Below are 23658 nucleotides of genomic sequence, written 5' to 3' on the forward strand. Positions count from 1 at the left end.
TTGATTTAGAACAAAAAATAAACATGAAAATCACAAGCAGTTTACACTCCCAGTAGCATCCACTCAATAAATCCGGATCATAAGCAGGGAAATTCAGCTCAACGCGTCAGGTTGCAGTAACGTCAGCAGTCCAGCGGCCTTATTTTCGATTTCTTGCCACTCTTCTGCGGGGTCGGAACCCGCCACAATGCCGGCACCGGCATACAGACGTAATCCTTGCTCATCGATTTGTGCACAGCGTAGTGCCACGCAAAACTCACTGCGGGGAGAGGACAGATAGCCGGCAGAACCGGCATACCAGCCACGGGGAAAAGGTTCATGTTGCAGGATAAAATCGCGTGCAGCCTGGCGTGGTAAGCCAGCCACAGCGGCAGTTGGCTGCAAGCGTTGCAGGCAATCAGCATCGCTACTGTGGTTGAGCTGGCCTTCAATACGCCGCCGCAGATGTTGTACCTTACGTAAACGCACGACTTCAGGTGGCAAGACATCCACCGCGTCGGCACCGCCTTGCAGACGCTGGCAAATATCATCTACCACCAGCAAATTTTCATGCTGATTCTTACCGTCCTGCAACAACCACTGTGCCAATGCCTGCGCCTGTTGCCGATCGGGGTGATTGGCCACCGTGCCCGCCAGCGCTTCGGTCAGCAAAAGGCGCCCCTCACGCAGATACAACCTTTCCGGACTAGAGCCAAGGAATGCGCGGCGCGCATCAAATCGCAACATGTAGTGATAGCAGCGGTGATTCACCTGTCGGCTGGCATTCATCATTGCCGGAGCAGACAACGGGCTATCCAGCGTTAATAACGTGCTGCGCGCTAACACCACTTTTTCCATCTGTTGGTGGTCGATTGCCTGTAGCGCTTCATGCAACATCGCTTCCCACCCGGCGCGTTCCGGCTGATGCCGAACCTGATCCACCCGCACCTTTAAGGGAGGAATGGGCATGGCTGTTAACAGTTGATCCAGCCAATGGCTGGCCAATACCGCATCGTCAGACAACGCGTTTTCAGAAAACAGATTAAGCGTTAAGTGTGCATCATCGTCACGGTTCACTATTTCCAGCCGCGGCAGGAATAAATACGCAGCGCCATCAAAAGCGTTCAGCCCCCATACACGTGCGTTCTGATGGGTTCTGAGAAACGTTTGTGCCTGCTGCGGCTGGGTGAACTGCAGCAATGCACCGCAAACTGCGGCCTCTTCATGTCCATCACGATGACGCCAATAAAACTGCGGGAAGACCGGCTGCGCCGCCAGCCACTCCAGCAAGTGGTTGGCCAATGACACTGGGACAGGAAGTGAAAGTCGCCGGAAACCGCCATTAGCAGGCACATCGTGTTCGAGCTGCTGGCGTAAGCGCCCTAACAATGCCGAGAATTGTTCCACAGCCACCTCAATAACCAAACCTAATGTAGGGAATTATACGGTAAATCAACACAGAGCGGCGGAAAAATAGTGTCGTTGGATCACCGGCAACAACAGCTTATTGTTTATTAAAATTAAACAATTAGCTCGAAAAATGCCCAGCAAGATATTAACCGTCTATACTGAGAAAGTACGTTCCTGCCTGTTGTGAACCCTCGCCAAATCTAAAAATCGGCTTTAACAGGATGTTCACAATCTCCAAGCGGTTTTTTCCGGCTGCCTTTTGGGTCAGATGTAAGGAGCTTTTTTGTGAAAGAAATACTAATCAATTGGTTAAAAAAACAACGCAGAATAACAAAAGTAAAACCTTTGCCCACACGCCGCAGTAAAGGTGAACCTGAACCGACCGGTGGAACGATCAAGGCCGAACTGTTTTCTGTCGATCAAATGGAGCGCTACGGTCAACGTCTGGCGCGATCGCACAAGCTGGCGACGCGTAAAACGCCCTACTATTTACTGAAGCGGTTGGACGATAACGAGCGAATTCTGGCAGAGAGCTGCCACCAACTCAGCAATGGCAAAAAAGCCAGTATGACCCCCGCGGGTGAATGGTTACTGGATAACTACTATCTGATTGAAGAACAAATCCGTGTGGTACGTCATCATTTGCCAAAAACCTTCGGCCGCGGCCTGCCGCAATTGGGTCCACCGCATAACTGTCCGCGTATTTATGACGTGGCTGCCGAGGCGATTGCGCACGGTGATGGCCGTTGGGATGCGGAGAGCCTCACCCGGTATATCGCCGCCTACCAAAAAGAAGTTAACCTGACATTGGGCGAACTCTGGGCACTGCCCGGTATGTTGCGTTTGGCGTTAATCGAAAACCTGCGGCGCGTCAGCGTGGAAGTTGCACAAGCCCAGCGCGAGCGTAATTTGGCCGATACCTGGGTCACTAAAATGCTGGAGTCAGCAGAGAACGATCCAGCCAACCTGATCATCGTGATCGCCGACATGGCGCGCTCTAATCCCCCACGCACCAGCGCCTTTGTTGCCGAGCTGGTACGTCGCCTGCAAGGCCATGGCACCATGCTGGCATTGCCGCTCACCTGGGTGGAACAGCGTCTGGCGGAAGTCAGTTTGACCTCCGATGAACTCATCCACCGTTTTAACCAGCAGTTGGCGGTTAGCCAGTTGTCGGTCAGCAACAGTATTTCCGGCCTGCGTCAGCTCAGCGAAATGGACTGGGCAGAGTTTGTCGAAACCATGAGCCAGGTCGAGCAAACCCTGCGTGAAGATCCCGCAGGGGTTTATCCATTGATGCACTTCAACACACGCGATAATTATCGCCACGTGATTGAAATGCTGGCGCGCCACTGTCCACACAATGAGGTTCAGGTTGCCCAGCACGTGCTCAACATGGCGCGTGTCGCGGCCGAAGATCCCTCCGGCGATCCACGCCGTAACCACATAGGCTACTACCTGATTGATGATGGCCGCCCGGAATTGGAGCAACAGCTTGATGTACACATCGGGCGTATTACTCAACTGCGCCATACGTTGAATCAGGCCCCACTGCTGTCCTGGCTCGGTAGCCTAAGCCTAATCACCACCGCGTGTTGTGCGGAACTGCTGCACCAAGCCTATAGCACCGGCATCAGTTGGGGGTTGGCCCTACTGTTTTTCCCAATGGCCATCGTTGTCAGTCAATTTGTACTCAATCTTCTCAGTGAGGTCACTACCCGTAGTCGTACACCACAACCACTACCAAGACTCGATTTCTCCTGTGGCATTCCCGCCGAGTTCCGAACCCTGGTGGCGATACCGACGCTGATCGGCAGTAAAAAAGACGTTGATAAGCTGATTAACGCACTTGAGGTTTGTTATCTGGGCAACGCGATGAAGCATCTGCACTTTGCCCTGCTCACCGACTTCAACGATGCCCCCCACCAGCAACATACTGACGATGTTGCCTTACTGGAGTATGCCTGCCAACAGATGAAAGCGCTGAACGGGCGTTACCCTTGTGAAGGCCCGAGTCACTTTTTCCTGTTCCACCGTGATCGCGAATGGAATGAAAAACAAGGCGTATGGATGGGGCTTGAACGTAAACGCGGCAAACTGAATGCTCTGAATAACTGGCTGCGTAACCGCGGTAACGCCTTCAGCACCCAGGTTGGTGACGGGCGTGAGGTTCTGAAAAACGTTAAATACGTTATTACGTTAGACAGCGATACGGTTCTGCCACGCGAAAGCGCCCATCAATTGATCGCCGCCATGGCACACCCACTCAATCAGCCCCAGTACGATATGCACCAGCAACGGGTGGTGGAAGGTTACGCCATCCTGCAACCCCGTATGGCCGAAGAAATCCCGAGCTACGGCCAGGGACGCTATGCCGCACTGTGCAGCAGCACGCCAGGCAATGACCCCTACACGCTGATGGCTTCGGATATCTATCAGGATCTGTTTGGTGAGGGTTCATTTATCGGCAAGGGCATCTATGACGTCGATGTGTTCTCGCACAGCATGAAAGGGACCTGTCCGGCAAATTTGGTGCTTAGCCACGACCTGTTAGAAGGTTGTTATGCCCGTTCCGGCCTACTGAGCGACGTGCTGCTGTATGAACAGTATCCCAGCAATTATTTGGTGGACGTTGCACGTCGCACGCGCTGGATCCGCGGTGACTGGCAATTACTCAACTGGCTACTGCCACGGGTGAAAACAGAAGACGGCACGCGTACCGCCAACCCACTGAGTACCCTGTCACGCTGGAAGCTGTTTGATAACCTGCGCCGCAGTCTGACAGCTCCCAGCCTGCTATTACTGCTATTTTGTGGTTTCGTTTGGTTGCCCAACACCCGTTACTGGTTGGCTGTTTTCGCCATTATTTTGCTGCTGCCGACCCTGCTGGCACTGGTGCAAGATATCGTACGCAAGCCCCCACGCAGGCCACTGCTACAGCATATACTGCTGGCTCTGAATGGCTCACTCCACCGCCTGTCGCAGGTCGGACTACGATTGGCAACGCTGCCGCATGAATCCCTGTACAGCCTGAAAGCAATCGTCATTACCTTGTGGCGGTTGCTGGTCACTAAACGCAACCTACAGGAGTGGACCAGCTACGATCAATCCAAAGCCCGTCAGCAGATCACATGGGAAAACTTCTATCGCGCCATGTGGATCAACCCGCTAGCCGGCCTGGCGCTGCTGATTTTTACCGTCATGCATAACCCAATGGCACTGTTAATTACACTGCCCTTCGCCACCTTGTGGATCCTGGCGCCATTCCTGCTTTATTACCTCAGCCAAGAACCTCAACGCAGTAAAACCGCAATTAACGATGAACAACGGCGATTCCTGCGCCACACCAGTCGACAGACCTGGGACTTCTTCAATACCTTCGTCAATCAGCAAGAGAACTGGCTACCGCCGGATAACTATCAAGAGATACCGGAGCCGGTGGTGGCGCACCGCACGTCACCGACCAATATCGGGCTATCATTGCTGGCCAATATCACTGCCTACGACTTTGGTTATCTGACACTCAGTGAAGCGCTGCGGCGTATCGAGCTCACGCTCAATACCCTGGACCGCATGGAACACCACCGCGGACACCTGTACAACTGGTATGACACCCGTACGTTGGAACCGCTGAATCCACGCTATATCTCCAGCGTCGATAGCGGCAACCTGGCAGGCCATCTACTAACGCTCAGCGCCGGTCTACCCGCACTGGCCCACCAGCCATTTATCGCTCCACAACGGGTACTGGACGGGCTCGGCGACAGCCTGCAACTGCTGGAACAACACTGGGGCGATGCCGCACCAAAGAACCTGTCAAAACTGCGTAACCACTGGGAACAGGCTCATCACAGCCACCCTGCTGCTCTGTTAGCCGAACTGAATGCGATGCGCAATTACAGTAACGGTCTGCAAGAACCGGCGCTGAATCACGGAGAGGAAACTCGGCGTTGGGCCGGAGCACTGCACCAGCAACTTAATGAGCTCTGCGCCGAGTGGGGGCAATGGTTCGGCTGGCTGAGCGACAACGTATCTGAACTGGAAAAAGTCCCTAGCCTGCATTGGCTGGCTAACCCACCCGAGTCATTGACACTGTCGGCGGAGCAACGGAGTCAGCTTGATGCGCTCAGCATTCAGGCACAGGAAAAACTGACGCAATTGTACAGCCTGCAACAGCGGTTGGAAAAAATGGCGCAGATGGACTTTCACTTCCTGTATGACGAATCGACCCATTTGCTGACCGTCGGCTTTAACTGCGATCAAAACCGGATGGACAGCAGTAAATACGATCTGCTGGCATCGGAAATCCGGTTGACCAACTACGTCGCCATCGCCACCAACCAAGTCCCCCAACGCAGTTGGTTTGCACTTGGCCGGCTGTTTACCATGATCGAAAATGAACCGGCGCTGATGTCATGGAGCGGTTCGATGTTTGAGTACTTGATGCCGCAATTGGTGATGCCCGCGTACCCCGATTCACTGCTGGTGCAAATGTGCCATGCTGCCGTGGATAGGCAAATTGCCTGGGGCAAAGAACGCGGCGTGCCTTGGGGTATTTCCGAGTCTGGCTACTTTGGCTTCGATGCCGATCAAAACTACCAGTATCATGCGTTTGGCGTACCCGGTCTGGGCCTGAGACGTGGGCTAGGCGACGACATGGTGGTTGCTCCTTATGCAACAGTGATGGCATTGATTGTCGATCCGGATGCGGCCTGCAACAACCTGGTCACACTGGAAAAAAATGGCGCCAAAGGCCGCTACGGTTTTTACGAAGCGCTGGATTACACCACGGCACGTCTCAGCCGCGGTCAACTGTACGTGATTATCCGTTCTTATATGGCGCACCATCAGGGTATGAGTTTCCTGGCCCTGTCACATCTGTTACTGGATGCGCCGATGGTGACACGTTTCGCCGACCATCCGGCCTTCCAATCAGCACGCTTGTTACTGCAAGAACGGGTGCCGGATGCCGTCGAGTTGTACAGCACTCGCCGCCACTTCGAAACCCATGAGGGCACCATTACCCCAGCCAGCTTCGTTGCGCGTGAATTTAATCGGGTAGACTCACCGATCCCGGAAGTGCAGTTGCTGTCCAACGCCAACTACCACCTGATGCTCACCCAGGCTGGTGGCAGTTACAGTCGCTGGCAGAACCTGGCGCTCACCCGCTGGCGCGAAGATGCGACCTGCGATAACTGGGGCGCCTTCTGCTACCTGCGTGATCCGCAAACCGGCGAAGTCTGGAGCAATACCTGGCAACCCATCGGAGGTGCCGCCAAGGGTTATAGCGCCGTGTTCAACGACGCCGGTGCCGAATTTCAGCGTCAACAGGGGACGCTGTCGGTCAAAACACAAGTTGTGGTATCGCCGGAAGATGATATTGAACTGCGCCGTGTGACGCTGTTAAATCGCGGCAAACAACCGCGCACCATCGAAATCACCAGCTACGCAGAAGTGGTGCTGGCACCAGCAAGCAACGACCTGGCTCATCCGGCGTTCAGCAACCTGTTCGTGCAGACCGAACTACTGCCGGATCAGGACGCTATTTTGTGCCACCGTCGCCCGCGCGAACCGAAAGAAAAATGCCCGTGGTTGCTGCATATGATGACGGTACAGGGTCGTACCAGCCAAACGTCGTTTGAAACCGACCGCGCTAAATTTATCGGCCGCGGCCGCACGCCAACCAATCCGCAAGCGTTGTATCAGAACGCGCCACTCAGTAACAGTGCCGGACCGGTCATTGACCCGATCATCGCTATCCGCCAGCGCGTGGTGCTGGAGCCGAACGTACCGCTCACGCTGGACATCTTCTATGGCGTCAGTGAAGACCGTGCCAGCGGACTGGCCATGCTGGAAAAATACCGCGATCGCCATCTGGCAGATCGTGTGTTTGAACTGGCGTGGTCGCACAGCCAGGTGGTTCTGCGCCAACTGAACGCCAATGAAGAAGATGCTAATCTGTTTAATCGCCTGGCTGGCGCAGTGGTATTCCCGGCGCAAGAAATGCGAGCCGCCAGCAGTGAAATCATTAACAACCGCCGCGGACAATCTGGGCTATGGGGGCACTCTATCTCCGGCGATCTGCCGATAGTCCTGCTGACGGTGACCGACAGCGAAAACATCGAACTGGTACGGCAACTGATCCAGGCACACAACTACTGGCGCTTGAAAGGGTTACAGGTAGATTTGGTGATCCTCAATGAAGATGTTGGCGGCTACCGTCAGGATCTACAAAACCAGATCATGGGCCTGATCGCTGCCGGTATGGAATCCACCCAAACCGATAAGCCCGGTGGCATCTTTGTGCGTACCAGCGAACATATGGCACCGGAAGATCACCGGCTATTGCTCAGCGTAGCGCGTATTTATCTCGACGATCGTCGTGGTGGACTGACAGAACAGCTCAACCAACGCCTGCAACTGCCGCAAGTCCTGCAACAACCTCTGTCGCCGGTCACCGCGTCATCGAAACTGGCAACGGTGGACAATCTGCCGCGTAATCTGCACTCACCACAACTGCCTGCCATAGACGCGTTACAGTTTTACAATGGTCTCGGCGGCTTCTCAGAGAATGGTCGCGAATATGTGATCGCGATGAACGAAAGTAAAATCACCCCCGCCCCTTGGTCGAACGTGATCGCTAATCCGATGTTCGGCACCGTGATCTCGGAAAGTGGTCAGGCGTACACCTGGTACGAAAACGCCCATGAATACCGTCTGACACCTTGGGATAACGACCCTATCTGCGACCGCAGCGGGGAAGCTTTCTATCTGCGTGACGAAGAAAACGGGCACTTCTGGTCCCCCACACCGCTGCCTGCCCGGGGCCGTGGGCACTATCTGACCCGTCACGGTTTCGGCTACAGCGTCTTTGACCACCGTGAAAACGGTATAGACAGTCAGTTCACCGTGCTGGTGGCCAAAGATGCACCGGTGAAACTGTTCTTGCTAACCCTGACCAATACTTCAGGGCGCACACGCAAGTTGTCGGCAACCGGCTATATGGAATTTATTCTGGGCGATTTGCGGCAAAAATCGGCCATGCACATTGTCACACAGGCAGCATCGCCTGAAAGCGGCTGTGGCATCCTGGCCACCAACCACTACGGCAGCAGCGGTTCAGAGCGCACCGCTTTCTTTGGTGTTACCGGTGTGCATTGTTCTATCAGTGGCGATCGGCGTGAATTCATCGGTCGCAACGGTTCGCTGGCCAACCCGGTGGTGCTGAAACTGCGGCGACTGTCGGGCAAAGTGGGCGCAGGTATGGATCCCTGTGGGGCCGTACAGTCAGCGCTCAGCCTGATCGATGGGGATCAGCGCAGCCTGGTGTTTGCTCTCGGGTTGGGGCAAAACACCGATGAGGCCGAAGCCCTGTTGCAAAAATACCTGCGGGAAGACAACCTGCAAGATGAACTACAACAGGTTGCGGCGCATTGGGACGGCATTCTCAACAAAGTACAAATCGAGACGCCACATCCTGCCGTCAACCTACTGGCCAATGGTTGGCTACTGTACCAAACCCTCTCCTGCCGTATTCAGGCACGCAGCGGTTACTATCAATCCGGCGGTGCCTTTGGTTTTCGCGATCAACTGCAAGATACGCTGGCACTGACGCACGCAGCCCCTGAACGCCTGCGCGAACAGATCCTGCTGTGCGCCTCGCGCCAATTTATCGAAGGCGACGTCCAACACTGGTGGCATCCTCCGCAGGGCAACGGGGTTCGTACGCGCTGTTCTGATGACTATTTGTGGCTGCCACTGGCCATTTGTCATTACCTGGATGCCACTGACGATCAGACCATTCTCGATGAACCCGTTGGCTATCTGGAGGCGCGAAAACTGGCACAGGGTGAAGAATCCTCCTACGAGCAACCGGCGTTGAGTGCAACCCAAGAAACGCTGTATCAGCACGGCGTACGAGCGTTAAAACACGGGTTGACCTTTGGTGAGCACGGTCTGCCGCTGATGGGGGCGGGTGATTGGAACGATGGCATGAATATGGTCGGCCTCGAGGGACGAGGTGAAAGCGTGTGGCTCGGTTTCTTCCTGTTCCATATCCTGCAGCGTTACGGCAAAGTGGCTGCCGCGCGCAATGACAACGAACTGGCGACACTTTGTCGCCAACAGGCTGATACCTTGCGCGATAACCTGCGAGACCATGCCTGGGATGGCGAGTGGTATCGTCGGGGCTATTTTGACAGTGGAGAGCCGCTAGGATCTCAACAATCGACAGAGTGCCGCATCGACGCCATCGCCCAGAGCTGGTCAGTACTGTCAGGTGCTGCGGACAAACCCCGTAGCCTACAGGCGATGCAGTCATTGGATAAACACTTGGTGGACAACCAAGCCGGTCTGATAAAACTGCTGACACCGCCATTTGATGGTAACGGTCCTAATCCTGGCTATATTCGCGGTTATCTGCCTGGCGTACGGGAAAATGGCGGCCAATATACCCACGGGGCGGTATGGGCAGTCATGGCCTTCGCCGAGATGGGTAATATCGAACGGGCCTGGGAACTGATGGCCTTGATCAACCCGATCAACCACAGCCTGGACAGCACCGCCGCCGAGCGCTACAAGGTCGAGCCTTACGTGGCTACCGCTGATATCTACGCGGTGGCCCCCCACGTCGGGCGTGGTGGCTGGAGCTGGTATACCGGTTCTGCCGGGTGGATGTACCGGCTGATTGTCGAATCGCTACTGGGGTTGAAACGTCGAGGTAATCAGTTATCCATCAACACCCGACTGCCTGCGGACTGGCCACAGGTGACACTGAATTACCGGGAAGGTAGCAGTGAGTATCAGTTGGTCATACGGCAGGGTCAGGGAACGACACGGATCACCGTTGATGATGAAGAACAGCCGGAGGCCGTAATAACGCTGGTAGACGATGGAAAAATCCATCACGTAGATGTCACGTTGGGGCAGTAAACCTAAGGGCGCGGTGAATGACCGCGCCCAATATCGCTATGTCGTTATTTGCGTGCCAGTAATAACCCCAGCACCAGTCCAACCGTCGCACCAATACCGACACTGTGCCATGGGTTTTCACGCACATAGCCATCAGTCCGGCAGACGGCGTCCTTGGCGCGCGCATAGTAGGACTCGGTAGAGTCAGTCAATCGAGACTTAACCTCGCTCAACGCCTCTTCGGCATGGGCCTTAATGTCGATATAGGCCTGATCGGCGCGATCGCCGGAGTACTTCAACACTTCTTCCAGCGTGTCGCTCAGCATTCTCAGATCGTCGTCGAGCGTGGTTTGATCCGCATCCGTATTTCTCGCCATGTTAAGTTCTCCGTGTTTAAAAAATGAAACGGCCCTTAACTATAGACAAGGATCACCGCTCCCCGCCATCAGACTCTTGGCTAAAATTAGAACACCAACTGTACCTTGGCGGCTTGGCTTTTATCGCCGGCGAATGCCAGAGCTTGCTCGAGTTGCTGATTGTTAAACTCAGCGGAGAGCAGCGGTAACGGATTGATCGTCCCATCGGACAGCCAGGCAACCGCTCTATCAAACTCCTCAACAAAACGGAATGACCCCAGCAAATTCAACTCCTTGGCGATCAGCAGCATCAGCGGGAAATCAGGAAAACTACCGCCCATGCCCACTTGCACGACCGTCCCCTTGGCACGGGTGACTTCCAGGCAGCGCAACAGGGATGACGGATGACCGGAAACTTCAAAAGCGATATCAAAATACCCCTTTTCCTGTTGGTAACGGCTAAAATCGTCATGGCTGGCATGCAGGCAGGTGGTCGCCCCCATTTCGTGGGCGATATCCAGACAGCGCGGGCTAAGATCAGCACAAACAATTTCACTGGCACCCAGAGCCTTTAGTGCAGCCACCAGTAAGCACCCGATAGGACCTACACCGGAAACAAACACCCTTTTGCCGTTTACCTCTCCCGGCTGTTTTGCGGCATGAATCGCGACGGCCAAAGGTTCGGCAAACACCATCACCTTCTCATCACGATCGGCATCAAAGGCGATGCACTGCGCACTATCGACCACTTTGTACTGGGTAAAAGCGCCATCAACATGGGGAAAATACATGGCGCTGCCGAAGAAGCGCATATGGAGGCATTGGTTTTGCTGGTTCGCGAGGCAATATTTGCACTGTCCGCAGGGTTTACTGGGGTTCAACGCCACTTTTTGGCCTACAGCCAACCGCGCGGTGTCACTGGCCACAACCTCACCAATCACCTCATGGCCCAGCACCATCGGCTGACGCACCTGGAAACTGCCGACTTTGCCTTCCTGGTAGTAATGCAAGTCGGAACCGCAGATCCCGCCACGCGTGATTTTCACCAACGTGCCCGTCCCTTGGTATTCCACCTCCTGCTGGACCACTGCGACGTCATATTTGCCTTTAACCACGCAGGATTGAGTTTGAATTTTCATCATGATTTTCCATTAAGCAGGCGGCTATACCGCAGCGGACATTCCGCCATCAACAAACAACAGATGACCATTAACAAAATCCGATGCCTTTGATGACAAGAACACCGCAGCACCAATCAGCTCCTGTGGATCACCCCAGCGGGCAGCCGGAGTGCGTTTGGTCAGCCACGCGGTAAACTCCGCATTGTCCGCCAGGGCCTGGGTCATTTCCGTTTTGAAGTAGCCCGGAGCGATACCATTAACCTGAATGTTATAGCGCGCCAGCTCTACGCACATGCCGCGCGTCAACATTTTTACCGCCCCCTTTGAGGCGGCATACGGCGTGATGGTGTCACGGCCCAGTTCGCTCTGCATTGAGCCGATATTGATAATTTTTCCGCTTTGGCGCTGTACCATGTGGCGCGCCACGGCTTGTGAGACCATAAAGACCGCCTTTTGATTGACGGCAATAATGTCGTCCCAGTCTTTTTCCGGGAACTCGGTAAACGGATGACGGCGCTGGATACCGGCATTGTTGATCAGCACATCAATGCCGCCACTTTCCGCCTCAATCCGTTCAATAGAGGCATGAATAGCCTGAGAGTCGGTCACGTCAAAGGCCGCTGCATCGGCACGGAAACCTTCACGTCGCAACGCTTCAACGGCACGCTGCGCATTTTCCTGAGTGGTCGCATTGACCAAAATATGGGCACCATACTGTGCCAGCCCGCGAGCCAGCAGAAAGCCAATGCCTCGAGAAGCGCCGGTAATCAGTATTTTTTTATTATCCAGTGAAAACAAGTTGTTCATAACGTACCCCGGCCATGTCATTCAGAGAGAACAGGCGCCTATCACAACGGATTGCCGCTAGCAAAAACGTGATGGATATCACTTAAAATGGTGTTACTAAAACCTGTTACCTTTAACGTGAAGCCACGCATTGCGCTGCGAAAACACATTAATATAATTCATTGAAAAATATAGTTTTTATACTTTTCGGCGTTGATTGTTATCACCAGATCGATTTGTTAACATGACATCATACGGGCTATTTCCGCCCCCAGCTAAGGCCTCAGAATGAAGAACCAACGCGTCACGCTGCAGGATATTGCACTGCTCGCCGGTGTGACAAAAATGACCGTCAGCCGCTATCTGCGCACACCAGAAAAAGTGGCAGCAGAGACCGCCGCGAAAATTGCCCAAGTGATGAAAGAGGTTAATTTCACCGACAGCGATGAAGCCCGCTCAACTCAAAAACCGCGAATTGGCGTCCTGATCCCTTCGTTCAACAATCAAATTTTTGCCGACCTGTTAGCCGGTATCGAATCCATCACGCTGGAGCACGGCTATCAGACCCTGGTGGTGAACTATGACTACAGTCGCCAACGTGAGGAAGAACATATTGTCCAACTGCTGGCCTACCCAATCACAGGGCTGATTCTCACTGATTCAGAGCACACACTGCGGGCAGAGAAATACTTGGCGGCAGCAAAAATCCCGGTAGCGCAGGTGATGGATCTGGATGCACCGGAGGGACGAATTGCCGTGGGGTTTGATAACTATCAGGCAGGTTATGACATGACCGAAGCGCTGCTTGCCAGCGGCAAACGTCAGGTAGTTTATTTTGGCGCCATGTCTGATGCACGCGATAACAAACGTTTTCAAGGCTATTGCCGGGCGATGGAGAACCAAGGGTTAACGCCGCGTCAAATCACACCGCATCGGGTGTCGTCGGTCAGTGTGGGTTCCGATATGCTGGCAATGGCCCGTCAACTTTACCCTGATTTGGACGGCATCTTGTGCACCAATGACGATCTGGCGGTTGGCGTGTTGCAGGCGTGTCTGCGGCTCGGGTTAAAGGTTCCACATGACATCGCCCTGTCAGGTTTTCACGGTTTAGATATCGGCAAAGCCACTACGCCGGGCATTGCCAGCGTGATTACACCAAGGTTTGATATGGGTAAGGTCGCTACTGAGATCTTGCTCAAGCGCATAAAAGGGCTGCCCTGTATTGAGCGCGTAGACCTTCACTACCGCATTTCACTCGGCGGTACCATTTGAATTAGCGGTTAACATTCTCGGTAACAATAGCGGCCGTTTTGGTTTTCTCATTGCGCGCTGCTAACCACAGGCCGCTGTTTTTCATCGCGTAACCGAACACCAGCCCGACCAGTAAAGACAACGTCACCAACGGCCAATCACCGCCGCCGGCAAAGGTCGCACAAGCGCCAATAAAAGTGCCAGGTACAAACCCCAGCCACTGTTGCTTTGCCTGGATACACATCAAAAAAGCCACCACACCGGTCAGCAGATAACCGAGCATACTCCAGCCTGGAGCCAGTTCACTGCCGTGAATGATCGTCATAGCCCAAAATACCCCACTGCAACTGGTCAGTGTGCTGATCAACAGCCCTTTCAATCCCCCTTGTGGGCACGCGAAATAGGCCGTACAGCCGAGAAAACCGGCCCAGCTGATCAACCCTAAGCTGACCGCAACCCATCCCCAAACACCAGAGAGGATCCCAGTAGTCAAAGCAATGGCAAAAATAACGTTCATAAACCGACCCGCTGAAAAGAAAGCGCGCAGTTTACGCGAAAACCGGCAAAAATATATGACGGTAATCACATAAAATATGTAATGAGAAAAATGGTAATTACAGAATTGAGGAATTTGTCACAAAAAAAAACCAGCGTGACAAGCACGCTGGAAATGACACACAACAACACCAGGGAAATCGTTTACCAAGATTCACTCACGCCCAGATGAGAACAGGCGCTGAAATCTCAGCGCGGGAAGCCCGCGCGGGTCACCATGAGGCTCAAAATTAAGCACACCACGGCGCTGACCAGGAATAACAGGTTGACCGCCAAGTGCAGACTGGCATGGTCGATAACTACCCCCAACAGGATAGGGATCCAGTTGGCAATATAAGCAATAACATAAAACAGTGAAATCAATCTTGCATGGCTTGCCTTCGGTGAAATCAGATTCACCAACGTGGCGCTGCCGACAAAGATAGCCCCGTAAGCATAACCCGCAATCACCATACCGGCACTGGCCAGACCCAACGAATGAATCTGTATCGCTTCGGCGAACACCACAACTGACAGCGCTTGCGCCAGGCAGCCAAACATCAGCGAGTGACGAGCATTAACGCGGCGGCTCAGGATCTGGCTAATACCGGCAATCACCAGATAAACCGCAATCACATACCCGTAAACACCCCGGCTGTGCATACCCAGCAGTTTTTCTGACACGCTCGGGCCAATCGCCAGAATGCTGGCGGCCACAGCCCAACAGATAAATAGCGCACCCGCACACAGAAAGAACTTACCACCTGTAGCACGCAAGCCATCTGCCAGCGAACTTTTTTCTATTGTAGCTCCGGTTTCTGCGGTGCCACTAACTGGCGCGACAGAAGCAGTAACGGGCCATTTCAGCATCACACCGAGCGCGGCGATGGCCGCTACCGCCATGATGATAATGAACGGCAATGACGTGGTATGGAACCCTGTTTGCAAGGCAATACCGCTGAAAATCGGCCCTAATGCCAGACCGGTGGTAAATGACAATGTCGCAATCAATGCCGCATTTTTACCGCCGTCTTTCGGCCCAAAACGCACCAGCGCAATATTGGCTGCCCCGGTCAGTGCTCCGGTGCCTATCCCGGCCAGCAGACGAGCCATAAACATCATCAGGAACGAATCGGCCATCGAAAATAATAAGGCCCCGGCCAGCACCACCAGCAGCGCAGGAACAATCATGCTGCGCAGGTCTTTCACCTTGCCGGCCATGTTGCCCACACCGAACAATGAAATCAGCACACCAGCAGCATAAGCGCCATAAATGACGGTCAGACTGACCGAGCTTAATGCCAACTCATGTTGATAAAGCGGATAAAGCGGTGTCGGCGCACTGCTGTTGAGCAATGCGGACATTAATGCCAAGGCTAGAAACAGCAGGATGGCAAAATGTGACGCGCCCGAATTCGCTTTAGCTGCTTCATCAACAGCCACACCTTCAGACATTTTTCTCTCCCGAAACAATCTGGATAAACACATAGCCCTGAAAACCAAACTCATCAGGAAACGCGTTTATCATACCGTTCGGGTATAACCGTAAAAATAGCCAAGAATGCATCATAGTGATTCATTAATGCATTCGCGTTGGCAATACTCACTGTTCTTTATGAAAGAAACAGGCTGGCAGTGGTTACACAGCCTCCACTTTCTGGGCCTTCGCTGGAGCGCGTTTCAAAATAGCCAGCGCACCGGAAAGAATAATCAACGCCATGCCCCCGGCAGCAATGTAAGACAGCTTCTCGCCAAACAGCAGATAGCCAAGTAGCGTGGAAAAGATGATGGTGCTATAGGAAAGAATGCTGACAATCACAGCATTACCGCTGCCATAGGCACGAGTCATGGTGATTTGCCCCAGGCTGCCAAATACGCCGATGGCACAGACACACAATATCATCGCGCTATCCAAGGCGGTGAACCCCACCACTGACGTCATTACGCCACCGACCAATGTCCCCACCAGAGAGAAGTAAAATACCACTCGCAGCTCGGGTTCCCCACTGCGCACCAACTTGCCGACGTTAAAATAGGCCAATGCCGTAAGCAAGCCAGAAAGCAGGCCGATCAGGGTCGCCGCATACTCACCGTTTGGTGCGTCAGGGCGCAATAACACCAGAATACCGATAAACCCCAGCAGTACTGAGAACAGCAGCTTTCCGGTTAACTGACCCTTGGAAGTGACAAAGGCAATCGCCGATTGAAAAATCGGGTTGGTGTAACCCAACGTAGTGGCGGTGGCGATCGGCAGGTGGATCAGTGAATAGAAGCCGCAGTACATCGCCGCATTACCGATAGCCGCGCGTTTCATATGCAGGCCCAGATGCTGGGTACGAAAACCCAGATTTTTAACCTGAATCAGCGCGGCCACGATCAGGACATTAATGACGGAGCGGTAAAAAATGATGTCGAAAAAGCCAACTTTGGCCGAAGCCAGTTTGATGCTGGCCCCCATCAGCGCAAAGAACCCGCTGGCGACAACCATCCACAAAGCAACCATGATTTCCTCAGAATGCTGCCCCAACGGGCGACAAAAATAAAACGGGGCGAATCTCTTCGCCCCCTACGGCAACAGCACCGCTGTGTGAAAGACGACTGGCTATTATTCGGCAGCTTTCACCGTCAAGGGCTTGTTATCGGCACAGGCGAAGAACACCAGCATTTCGGCCCCCTTATCACCGGAGACGCCCTGATGCACAATATCTACCGTGTCGGTAAAGGAGTCACCCTGCTTAAAAGTGTGCTTCACACCCGTTTTCTTTACTGTCAGCGAGACGCTGCCGCCCGTCATATAGACTGCGCTGATGCACGGATGAGTATGCCAGGCGAGCACCTTGTTCGGCTCAACGGTCACCTTCAACATGGTGATCTGCGGAGCGCCGGTAGGATAATGCTGGTACGGCGAACCCTCCCACGACGTCTCTGTTTTCAGAAGAGTTTCTTTGGTAATGCCTTCACCGTGATCGTCCGCGGCCTGTGCATAGCCGTGAAATGCCATCATTAATGCCAGAAGTGTCAGTTTATACATCGTTATCGCTCCATGACTACTGTAAGTAAAATAGAATGGCGTGATACAAAGGACAATAAAGACGGCTCCCGGATTAACAGGGCTACGCCCTTACACGCCTTTGATACGCTGCTCGTATTCTACGATGCTCTCGGCATAGTATCGATTAGGCGCCACATGATTTCCCACCAACACTTCTATCAGAAACGGGCCGTCGTGTTCGGCCGCTGCAACCAGCGCGTCATCCAATTCCTCCAGCGTTGCCGCTTTGGCTGAGGAGACGCCCAGACTGTTGGCGAAGGCTTTCCAGTCGTGATTGGGCAGCGCAGTGTAATCCGCCGATACACCACGGTTTTGCAACGTGTCGATATGCATTGCACCGTGGGCACAGTTGTTCATCACCACAAAGGTCATTTTGACCTGATAACGAGCGGCCGTCTGAATTTCCATACCGTGCATCAGCATACAGCCATCCCCCGTGACCACCACGCAATTACGGTGCGGAGCCGCCAGCTTGATGCCAATACCCGCACAAATCGCCCACCCCATCGGTGCCAACGAGCTTGAGGTATGGTAATCGCCACGCCCACTCGCCAGCCAGTGGTGCGCCATAAAGATACGGTGTGCGCCAGAGTCGACCACGACGTTCGTGTCTTGATCCATATGGCGACGAATGCGTTTGATGGCATCACCGGGGTACATGTTTGCCTCACCCACCGCAAGACGCGCTTGCAAATCAGGGCGCTGTTGCTCCAACGGTAACTGACACACCTGCTCAAGCCAGACATCGCGCAGCACTTTGATATCGGCCAGATGCGTATCTTCGTCATTGACCGCATCCAACAGGTGTTGTAATGCCCCCGTCAGGCTAGAGAAAATCTGCATATCCGGCTGGTAGTGCGAACTGACCTTGTCAAAATCTTCATCGATCACCACCAGCGTTTTCGTGCCATGTAACCGTGAGTTCCAGTTCAGGCTATCGCGCTGGCTGAGATCGCAACCCAATACCAGCAGCACATCAACGTCATCACCATTGATGGTCTCTACTGCCCGGGTGTGGCCGGCGAAGCCATACAGACCCAGTGCCAGCGCATGTCCCTCAGGGAAAGCCCCCTTTCCGGATAGCGTCGTGGCGACCGGCAAGCGGTACTTCTCCGCCAGACGCAGCAACAAGGCTGCATCCTGCGGGTTGTTCATGCGGTTACCGACCAGACAAGCAACTTTTAGCCCACGCAACAGATAATCATCCAGCACCTGATCCAGCCCCTGCTGATCGATTGCCGCTTCACGGCACTGCGGTGTTGTGCGTGGCGGGCTGGCATCATGATTACCGGCAACCACTTTCTTTTGCATATCGACCGGCACGCTCAAATAAGCGCGGCCTTTGCGTTGGGTGTTCAGACACGACAAACTGCGCCGCAGCTCATGTTGCAACGTAAGGTTGTTTTTCACTTCTATGGCGGCGGAAAGCAATGGCTTGACGATAGTCAGCTCATCGATGCCGCTATTGCTGCCATCCTGGAAAGCACCTTGCGCTTCATGATACGTGGCGATACCGCCGGCCAGATACAGCACCGGGATTTTATCAGCCTGTGCGGCAGCCATCGCCGGCAAAAAATTCATGGTGCCGGGGCCGGAGATACCCAGGCAAACGCCAAATTTGCGGTTAGCACGGGCGTAACCGTCCGCCATAAAACCACAGGCGGTTTCATGGGCACCGACGATGCCGGTGATGCCTGAATGTTCAATGGATTTAATCAGTGGGTACACCAGCTTGCCGGGTACCAGGAATATGTGCTGAATGCCGCGGGCTTCAATACCCTGGATAATCACATCAGCATTACTTTGTGTTGCCGCTTTCGCGCCGGGTGTCGCAATAACCCTAACACCATCCGCAGTCGCCAGGGCAACAGGGGTGTATAACTTCTCTGCGTGAGACTCCATTTTTAATGTCCAGTCGTGGTGGGTCAACCTGATATAGAGTCGATCCCACCAGGCGATTAGCCACAGAGACAGGCTCTCATGCGTATCTGCTTACGCGTTTAAGGTAACATTGGCACAAAATGTGCGCCAGATCACAGCATAAACGTTGATAAGCATAAAGATTGTCGGGTAAAAATAAAGATGCAAAAGTGCTTCACGTTGATGCATTTATTCATATCCTGAAACATAATAAATAATTATGATACGTGGGCCTCATTTGCAGCCTGAACCAGAGCCTGTACGGTTGCGCAAGAATGAACACTGACAAGACCGATAAGCCTGTACAAAGGAAATGGCATGATGAATTGGGATGACGCACGCTTCTTCCTGGCGGTCGCGCGCTGCGGCACTTTACGAAAAGCCGCCAATGAACTACACGTCGATCAGGCCACCGTCGGGCGGCGCATTACCGCGTTTGAAGAGAGCTTGGGCTCCAAGCTGTTTATCCGCACGCCAAAATCCTTTTCCCTCAGTCCATTGGGTGAAGAAATGCTGGCCGACGTGATGAATATGGAAAACGCAGTACAAGCGATTGGCCGCAAAGCCACCAGTGGTGACGACAGCCTGTGCGGCAATGTGCGCATCGCCACGACGGATACCATGGCTGAAGCCTTTGTCATCCCGGCGTTGAAAGCGCTGCGGGAGCAACACCCGTTAATTACGGTTACGATGCTGACAGCGGTGAATATCTCTGACATTTCTTATCGCGGTGCCGATTTAGCAATCCGGGGTGCGCGGCCAGAATCCGACGAACTCATTATCAAGCGCATGGCCACTATCGAAATGGGGCTGTATGCAACGCAGGATTACCTCGACAAACACGGCATGCCGACCAAAGGCGACCATCTGCGCGGTCACGATCTGCTGATGTTCCCACGCGAACTGGTACCACGACACTGGAACGACTTCTGTGGCGAAGCGCTGATCGACCCTAACGTGGTGCTTCAGTGCAATTCACAGCTGCTTCTGCGTTCGGCAACGCGTAACGGTTTGGGGATCGGCCTGCTATCTTCCTTCCTGGCGGATAAAGATCCGGACCTGGTGCGCATCTTCCCAGAGAATAAAGACTGGGTAGATATTTGGTTGGTGCTGCACCCTGATCTGCAACGTGCGGCGCGCGTGCGTGCTGTGGTACAGGTTCTGGAAGAGTCGTTTAAAAACAACCCCGGCTGATCCCTCACCTTATGCCCCCCGCCCCATAAAAAAAGGTCGCCGAAGCGACCTTTTTTACTGCCTTGATGCCTATCAGAACATCGGCTGTGCCATCTGCACCAGCGTAATCAGCGGCTGTGGATAAACACCCAACAGCAGCACCAACGCGGCGGAAATCAGCACAACAACACCACCCGCGGTCAACGCCCAGTTATTTGGGGTATCACGCTGCAATGCTTCCGGTGCACTGAGGAACAGGCTGACGGTCACACGCAGGTAGTAGTACAAACCAATGGCACTGCCCAGTACCACTGCACCGGTCAACCACCACAGGTGAGCACTGACACCCATCGCGATAACAAAGAACTTACCGATAAAGCCCAGCGTCATCGGAATACCGGCCAGTGACAACATCATCACTGTCATGACCGCAGACAGGATTGGCTTATGCCAGAACAGACCACGGTAAGAGAACAGTGAATCGGCGTCTGGACCACGATATGGGCTAGACATCAGGCTGACCACACCGAACGCACCCAGGCTGCTGAACAGGTAACCTGCCAGGTAAACACCGGCGGTTTCCAGCGACAGTTGATGGGTTTGCACCGCAATCAACGCCACCAGCAGATAACCCAGATGGGCGATCGACGAGTAACCCAGCAGACGCTTGATGTTGGTTTGGCTGATGGCCATCAGGTTGCCGAACAGAATCGAACAGACTGCAATGATTGCCAGCACCATACGCAACGCTTCGTTATCGGCGGCTGGTGCATACAGGAACAAACGCATCACTACGGCAAAGATCGCAATCTTGCTGGCGGTCGCCAGGAAGGTTGAAACCGGCGCAGGTGCACCCTGATACACATCCGGTGTCCACAGTTGGAACGGCACCAGTGACAGCTTGAAGCCCAAGCCAACAATCATCATGCCCATACCCGCCAGGATCAGCGGCTGGTGCATCATATTTTCTTGCAGGCTTTTGCCCAGGCCGGCCAGTGACAGATCGCCAGACTCGGCATACAGCAGCGCCATACCAAACAGCAGGAATGATGATGCCGCAGCAGACAACAGCATGTACTTGATAGCCGCTTCCAGAGGACGCTTCTGGCGGTAGGCATAACCCACCAGACCAAACAGCGGCAACGAGATCAGTTCAATACCGAGGAACAGCGATGCCAAATGGTTGGCGCTCGCCAGCAGAATACCACCCAGGGTAGCAATCAGCACCAGCAGGTAGAATTCTTCACGGTTATCTGGGTAACCCACCAGCCAAGGATAGGCAAAGGTACAGGTCGCCAGACTCGCCAGTATCACCAGCCCGGTATAGAACATCGAGTAGCCGTCAACCCGCAGCAGCGGGGTGACGTCCATTGGGCCAGCCTGGCCGACAAAGTACAGCGAAAGCAGCGCCAGGTTTAGACCGATCACGGTTAGGGTGGCGTTGATAAAGTGGTCGCGTCGCCACGCAATGCCTAGCATCACAACCACCACCGTCAATCCGACGATCAACAGTGGTAGCAATGCGATCAGTTGTTGAGGAGTTATTGTCATGGCGAATTACGGCCTTGTTGTTGAAATTGCTGAAACTGACGAACCAAACCAGTGTTGCACGTTGCTCATCGCCGCATGAGAAGTGTCCAGAATCGGCTGCGGGTAAACCCCCAGCAGAACCAGCAACACCACCAGTAACAGGATGATGAACAGCTCACGCGCGGTCATGCCCGGCAAGGGTTGGTCAGACTTGGCTTTGCCGTAGTAGGCACGCTGCATCATGATCAACGAATAGACCGAAGCAAACACCAGACCGAAGGTAGAAATCACGGTGATCACCGGCACAACCTGATAGCTGCCGAACAGGATCATGAATTCACCGACGAAGTTACCGGTACCCGGCATGCCCAGGGTCGCCACCGCGAAGAACAGTGACAAAGCAGGAATGTATTTAATACGTCCCCACAAGCCACCCATCTCACGCATGTCACGAGTATGCAGACGTTCGTACAGCTGACCACAGATGATGAACATACCGGCCGCAGACAGACCGTGTGCAATCATCTGAATCACCGCGCCTTGGTAAGCCAATTGGCTACCCGTGTAGATGGCAATCAGTACGAAGCCCATATGGGAAACTGAAGTGTAAGCAATCAAACGCTTGATATCGGTCTGTGCAAACGCCATCCAGGCACCGTAGAAGATACCGACCACACCCAACCACATCGCGATTGGCGCAAACTCATGTGACGCTTCAGGGAACAACGGCAGGCTGAAACGCAACAGACCGTAGGCCGCGGTTTTCAGCAAGATCCCCGCCAGGTCCACAGAACCTGCGGTTGGTGCCTGGCTATGCGCATCTGGCAACCAACCGTGCAATGGCACCACCGGCATTTTCACTGCGAATGCGATGAAGAAACCCAGCATCAGCAGGTATTGCACGTTATGTGACATTGGCGTTTGCAGCAGGTCTTCGTAATCGAAGGTCCACACGCCGGTCGCGTTATAGTGCACGAACACCAGGCCCATAATGGCAATCAACATCACCAGACCACTGGCCTGGGTATAGATGAAGAACTTGGTAGCCGCAGTAATACGGGTCTTCCCGTCCGACGCCTTGTGACCCCAGAGTGCAATCAGGAAGTACATCGGCACCAACATCATTTCCCAGAAGAAGAAGAACAGGAACATGTCGATGGCGAGGAACACGCCGATTACCCCACCCAGAATCCACAGCAGGTTCAGGTGGAAGAAGCCCTGGTATTTCTGGATTTCACGCCAGGAACAAAGAATTGCCAGCACGCCCAGCAGGCCGGTCAGCACCACCATCAGCAGTGACAGGCCGTCCAGCGCCAGGTGGATGGAAATACCAAAGCGTGGGATCCACGGCAGCAGGAATTCAGACTGCCACTGCGGTATGCCTTTCGGCGTAGTCAATGTGTAGCCACCCTGCATCCACAGATACAGAGAAAGCGCCAATGTCAGCCCCATTGCGATTAATGCAATCCAGCGCGGCACCTTAGTACCGAAGCGCTCAAACTGCCAGCACAGCAGACCGCCAATAAAGGGGATAAGAATTAGCCAAGGTAATAGCATGGCGTTTTGTGTCCCTTATACGAATAATTTCAAACTTTGTACGTAGCGCCTGCCCTGCAGGCGCTACGCCCGAAAAATGCGT

Annotated in this window: 14 protein-coding genes; 3 read left to right on the top strand and 11 right to left on the bottom strand. The window is 53.9% G+C overall.

The genetic code is table 11. The annotated features are described in order from the left end of the window. Positions 1 to 93 precede the first annotated feature (93 nt). Positions 94 to 1386: an isochorismate synthase MenF gene (gene menF / locus SGR01S_RS16350; protein WP_061808016.1), complete on the bottom strand. Its 1293-nt coding sequence runs from the start codon at positions 1384 to 1386 to the stop codon at positions 94 to 96. A gap of 288 nt (positions 1387 to 1674) precedes the next feature. Between menF and SGR01S_RS16355 the strand changes: the two genes are divergently transcribed. Continuing rightward, the gene (locus SGR01S_RS16355; protein WP_061808017.1) at positions 1675 to 10317 is read left to right on the top strand and encodes a glycoside hydrolase family 94 protein; all 8643 of its coding nucleotides are present in this window, start codon (positions 1675 to 1677) and stop codon (positions 10315 to 10317) included. A gap of 44 nt (positions 10318 to 10361) precedes the next feature. Here SGR01S_RS16355 and elaB read toward each other — a convergent pair whose 3' ends face one another. From elaB to idnO, 3 genes are all read right to left on the bottom strand, one after another. Continuing rightward, positions 10362 to 10673, bottom strand: a complete 312-nt coding sequence (gene elaB, locus SGR01S_RS16360; RefSeq protein WP_037420951.1) for a stress response protein ElaB — start codon at positions 10671 to 10673, stop codon at positions 10362 to 10364. Positions 10674 to 10759: 86 nt separating this feature from the next. Further along, positions 10760 to 11791 (bottom strand): L-idonate 5-dehydrogenase, encoded by a 1032-nt coding sequence (idnD, locus tag SGR01S_RS16365; protein WP_061808018.1) that lies wholly within the window; start codon positions 11789 to 11791, stop codon positions 10760 to 10762. Between the two features lie 24 nt (positions 11792 to 11815). Further along, positions 11816 to 12580 (bottom strand): gluconate 5-dehydrogenase, encoded by a 765-nt coding sequence (idnO, locus tag SGR01S_RS16370; protein ID WP_061808019.1) that lies wholly within the window; start codon positions 12578 to 12580, stop codon positions 11816 to 11818. Positions 12581 to 12847: 267 nt separating this feature from the next. Here idnO and SGR01S_RS16375 point away from each other — a divergent pair, with 267 nt between their 5' ends. Beyond that, positions 12848 to 13831, top strand: coding sequence for a substrate-binding domain-containing protein (locus tag SGR01S_RS16375; protein WP_061808020.1), 984 nt, complete (start codon positions 12848 to 12850; stop codon positions 13829 to 13831). A 1-nt stretch (position 13832) separates the two neighbouring features. Here SGR01S_RS16375 and SGR01S_RS16380 read toward each other — a convergent pair whose 3' ends face one another. The 5 genes from SGR01S_RS16380 to SGR01S_RS16400 all read right to left on the bottom strand — a co-directional run bounded on the left by SGR01S_RS16380 (position 13833) and on the right by SGR01S_RS16400 (position 19298). Then, entirely contained in the window at positions 13833 to 14327 is a 495-nt protein-coding gene (locus SGR01S_RS16380; protein ID WP_037420959.1) for a DUF1097 domain-containing protein, read from the bottom strand. Positions 14328 to 14554: 227 nt separating this feature from the next. After that, on the bottom strand, positions 14555 to 15799 hold the full coding sequence (locus SGR01S_RS16385) for an MFS transporter (protein WP_037420962.1): 1245 nt from the start codon (positions 15797 to 15799) through the stop codon (positions 14555 to 14557). Between the two features lie 184 nt (positions 15800 to 15983). Beyond that, complete coding sequence (locus SGR01S_RS16390; RefSeq protein ID WP_061808021.1) at positions 15984 to 16847, bottom strand: DMT family transporter; 864 nt, start codon at positions 16845 to 16847, stop codon at positions 15984 to 15986. A 102-nt stretch (positions 16848 to 16949) separates the two neighbouring features. Beyond that, complete coding sequence (locus tag SGR01S_RS16395; RefSeq protein ID WP_061808022.1) at positions 16950 to 17375, bottom strand: cupin domain-containing protein; 426 nt, start codon at positions 17373 to 17375, stop codon at positions 16950 to 16952. 90 nt (positions 17376 to 17465) lie between these two features. Then, a complete protein-coding gene (locus SGR01S_RS16400) occupies positions 17466 to 19298 on the bottom strand; it encodes a thiamine pyrophosphate-binding protein (RefSeq protein ID WP_061808023.1) in 1833 nt (610 codons plus the stop codon). A 336-nt stretch (positions 19299 to 19634) separates the two neighbouring features. Between SGR01S_RS16400 and SGR01S_RS16405 the strand changes: the two genes are divergently transcribed. Then, positions 19635 to 20510, top strand: coding sequence for a LysR family transcriptional regulator (locus SGR01S_RS16405; RefSeq protein WP_037420969.1), 876 nt, complete (start codon positions 19635 to 19637; stop codon positions 20508 to 20510). 72 nt (positions 20511 to 20582) lie between these two features. On the opposite strand, the gene nuoN is transcribed toward SGR01S_RS16405, so the two are convergent. Both nuoN and nuoM read right to left on the bottom strand, forming a co-directional pair. Further along, complete coding sequence (nuoN, locus tag SGR01S_RS16410) at positions 20583 to 22040, bottom strand: NADH-quinone oxidoreductase subunit NuoN (protein WP_037420972.1); 1458 nt, start codon at positions 22038 to 22040, stop codon at positions 20583 to 20585. Between the two features lie 6 nt (positions 22041 to 22046). After that, positions 22047 to 23576: an NADH-quinone oxidoreductase subunit M gene (nuoM, locus tag SGR01S_RS16415; RefSeq protein WP_037420975.1), complete on the bottom strand. Its 1530-nt coding sequence runs from the start codon at positions 23574 to 23576 to the stop codon at positions 22047 to 22049. Positions 23577 to 23658: the final 82 nt, after the last annotated feature.

The organism is Serratia grimesii NBRC 13537, from assembly GCF_001590905.1.
In the GTDB taxonomy this organism is placed as follows: domain Bacteria; phylum Pseudomonadota; class Gammaproteobacteria; order Enterobacterales; family Enterobacteriaceae; genus Serratia; species Serratia grimesii.

Excerpts from the sequence above, each read along its gene's own strand:
- elaB (WP_037420951.1), bottom strand. The coding sequence starts at position 10,673 with ATGGCGAGAAATACGGATGCGGATCAAACCACGCTCGACGACGATCTG.
- SGR01S_RS16385 (WP_037420962.1), bottom strand. The coding sequence starts at position 15,799 with ATGTCTGAAGGTGTGGCTGTTGATGAAGCAGCTAAAGCGAATTCGGGC.
- nuoN (WP_037420972.1), bottom strand. The coding sequence starts at position 22,040 with ATGACAATAACTCCTCAACAACTGATCGCATTGCTACCACTGTTGATC.
- SGR01S_RS16395 (WP_061808022.1), bottom strand. The coding sequence starts at position 17,375 with ATGTATAAACTGACACTTCTGGCATTAATGATGGCATTTCACGGCTAT.
- idnD (WP_061808018.1), bottom strand. The coding sequence starts at position 11,791 with ATGAAAATTCAAACTCAATCCTGCGTGGTTAAAGGCAAATATGACGTC.
- SGR01S_RS16400 (WP_061808023.1), bottom strand. The coding sequence starts at position 19,298 with ATGGAGTCTCACGCAGAGAAGTTATACACCCCTGTTGCCCTGGCGACT.
- SGR01S_RS16405 (WP_037420969.1), top strand. The coding sequence starts at position 19,635 with ATGATGAATTGGGATGACGCACGCTTCTTCCTGGCGGTCGCGCGCTGC.
- idnO (WP_061808019.1), bottom strand. The coding sequence starts at position 12,580 with ATGAACAACTTGTTTTCACTGGATAATAAAAAAATACTGATTACCGGC.
- nuoM (WP_037420975.1), bottom strand. The coding sequence starts at position 23,576 with ATGCTATTACCTTGGCTAATTCTTATCCCCTTTATTGGCGGTCTGCTG.
- SGR01S_RS16375 (WP_061808020.1), top strand. The coding sequence starts at position 12,848 with ATGAAGAACCAACGCGTCACGCTGCAGGATATTGCACTGCTCGCCGGT.
- SGR01S_RS16390 (WP_061808021.1), bottom strand. The coding sequence starts at position 16,847 with ATGGTTGCTTTGTGGATGGTTGTCGCCAGCGGGTTCTTTGCGCTGATG.
- SGR01S_RS16380 (WP_037420959.1), bottom strand. The coding sequence starts at position 14,327 with ATGAACGTTATTTTTGCCATTGCTTTGACTACTGGGATCCTCTCTGGT.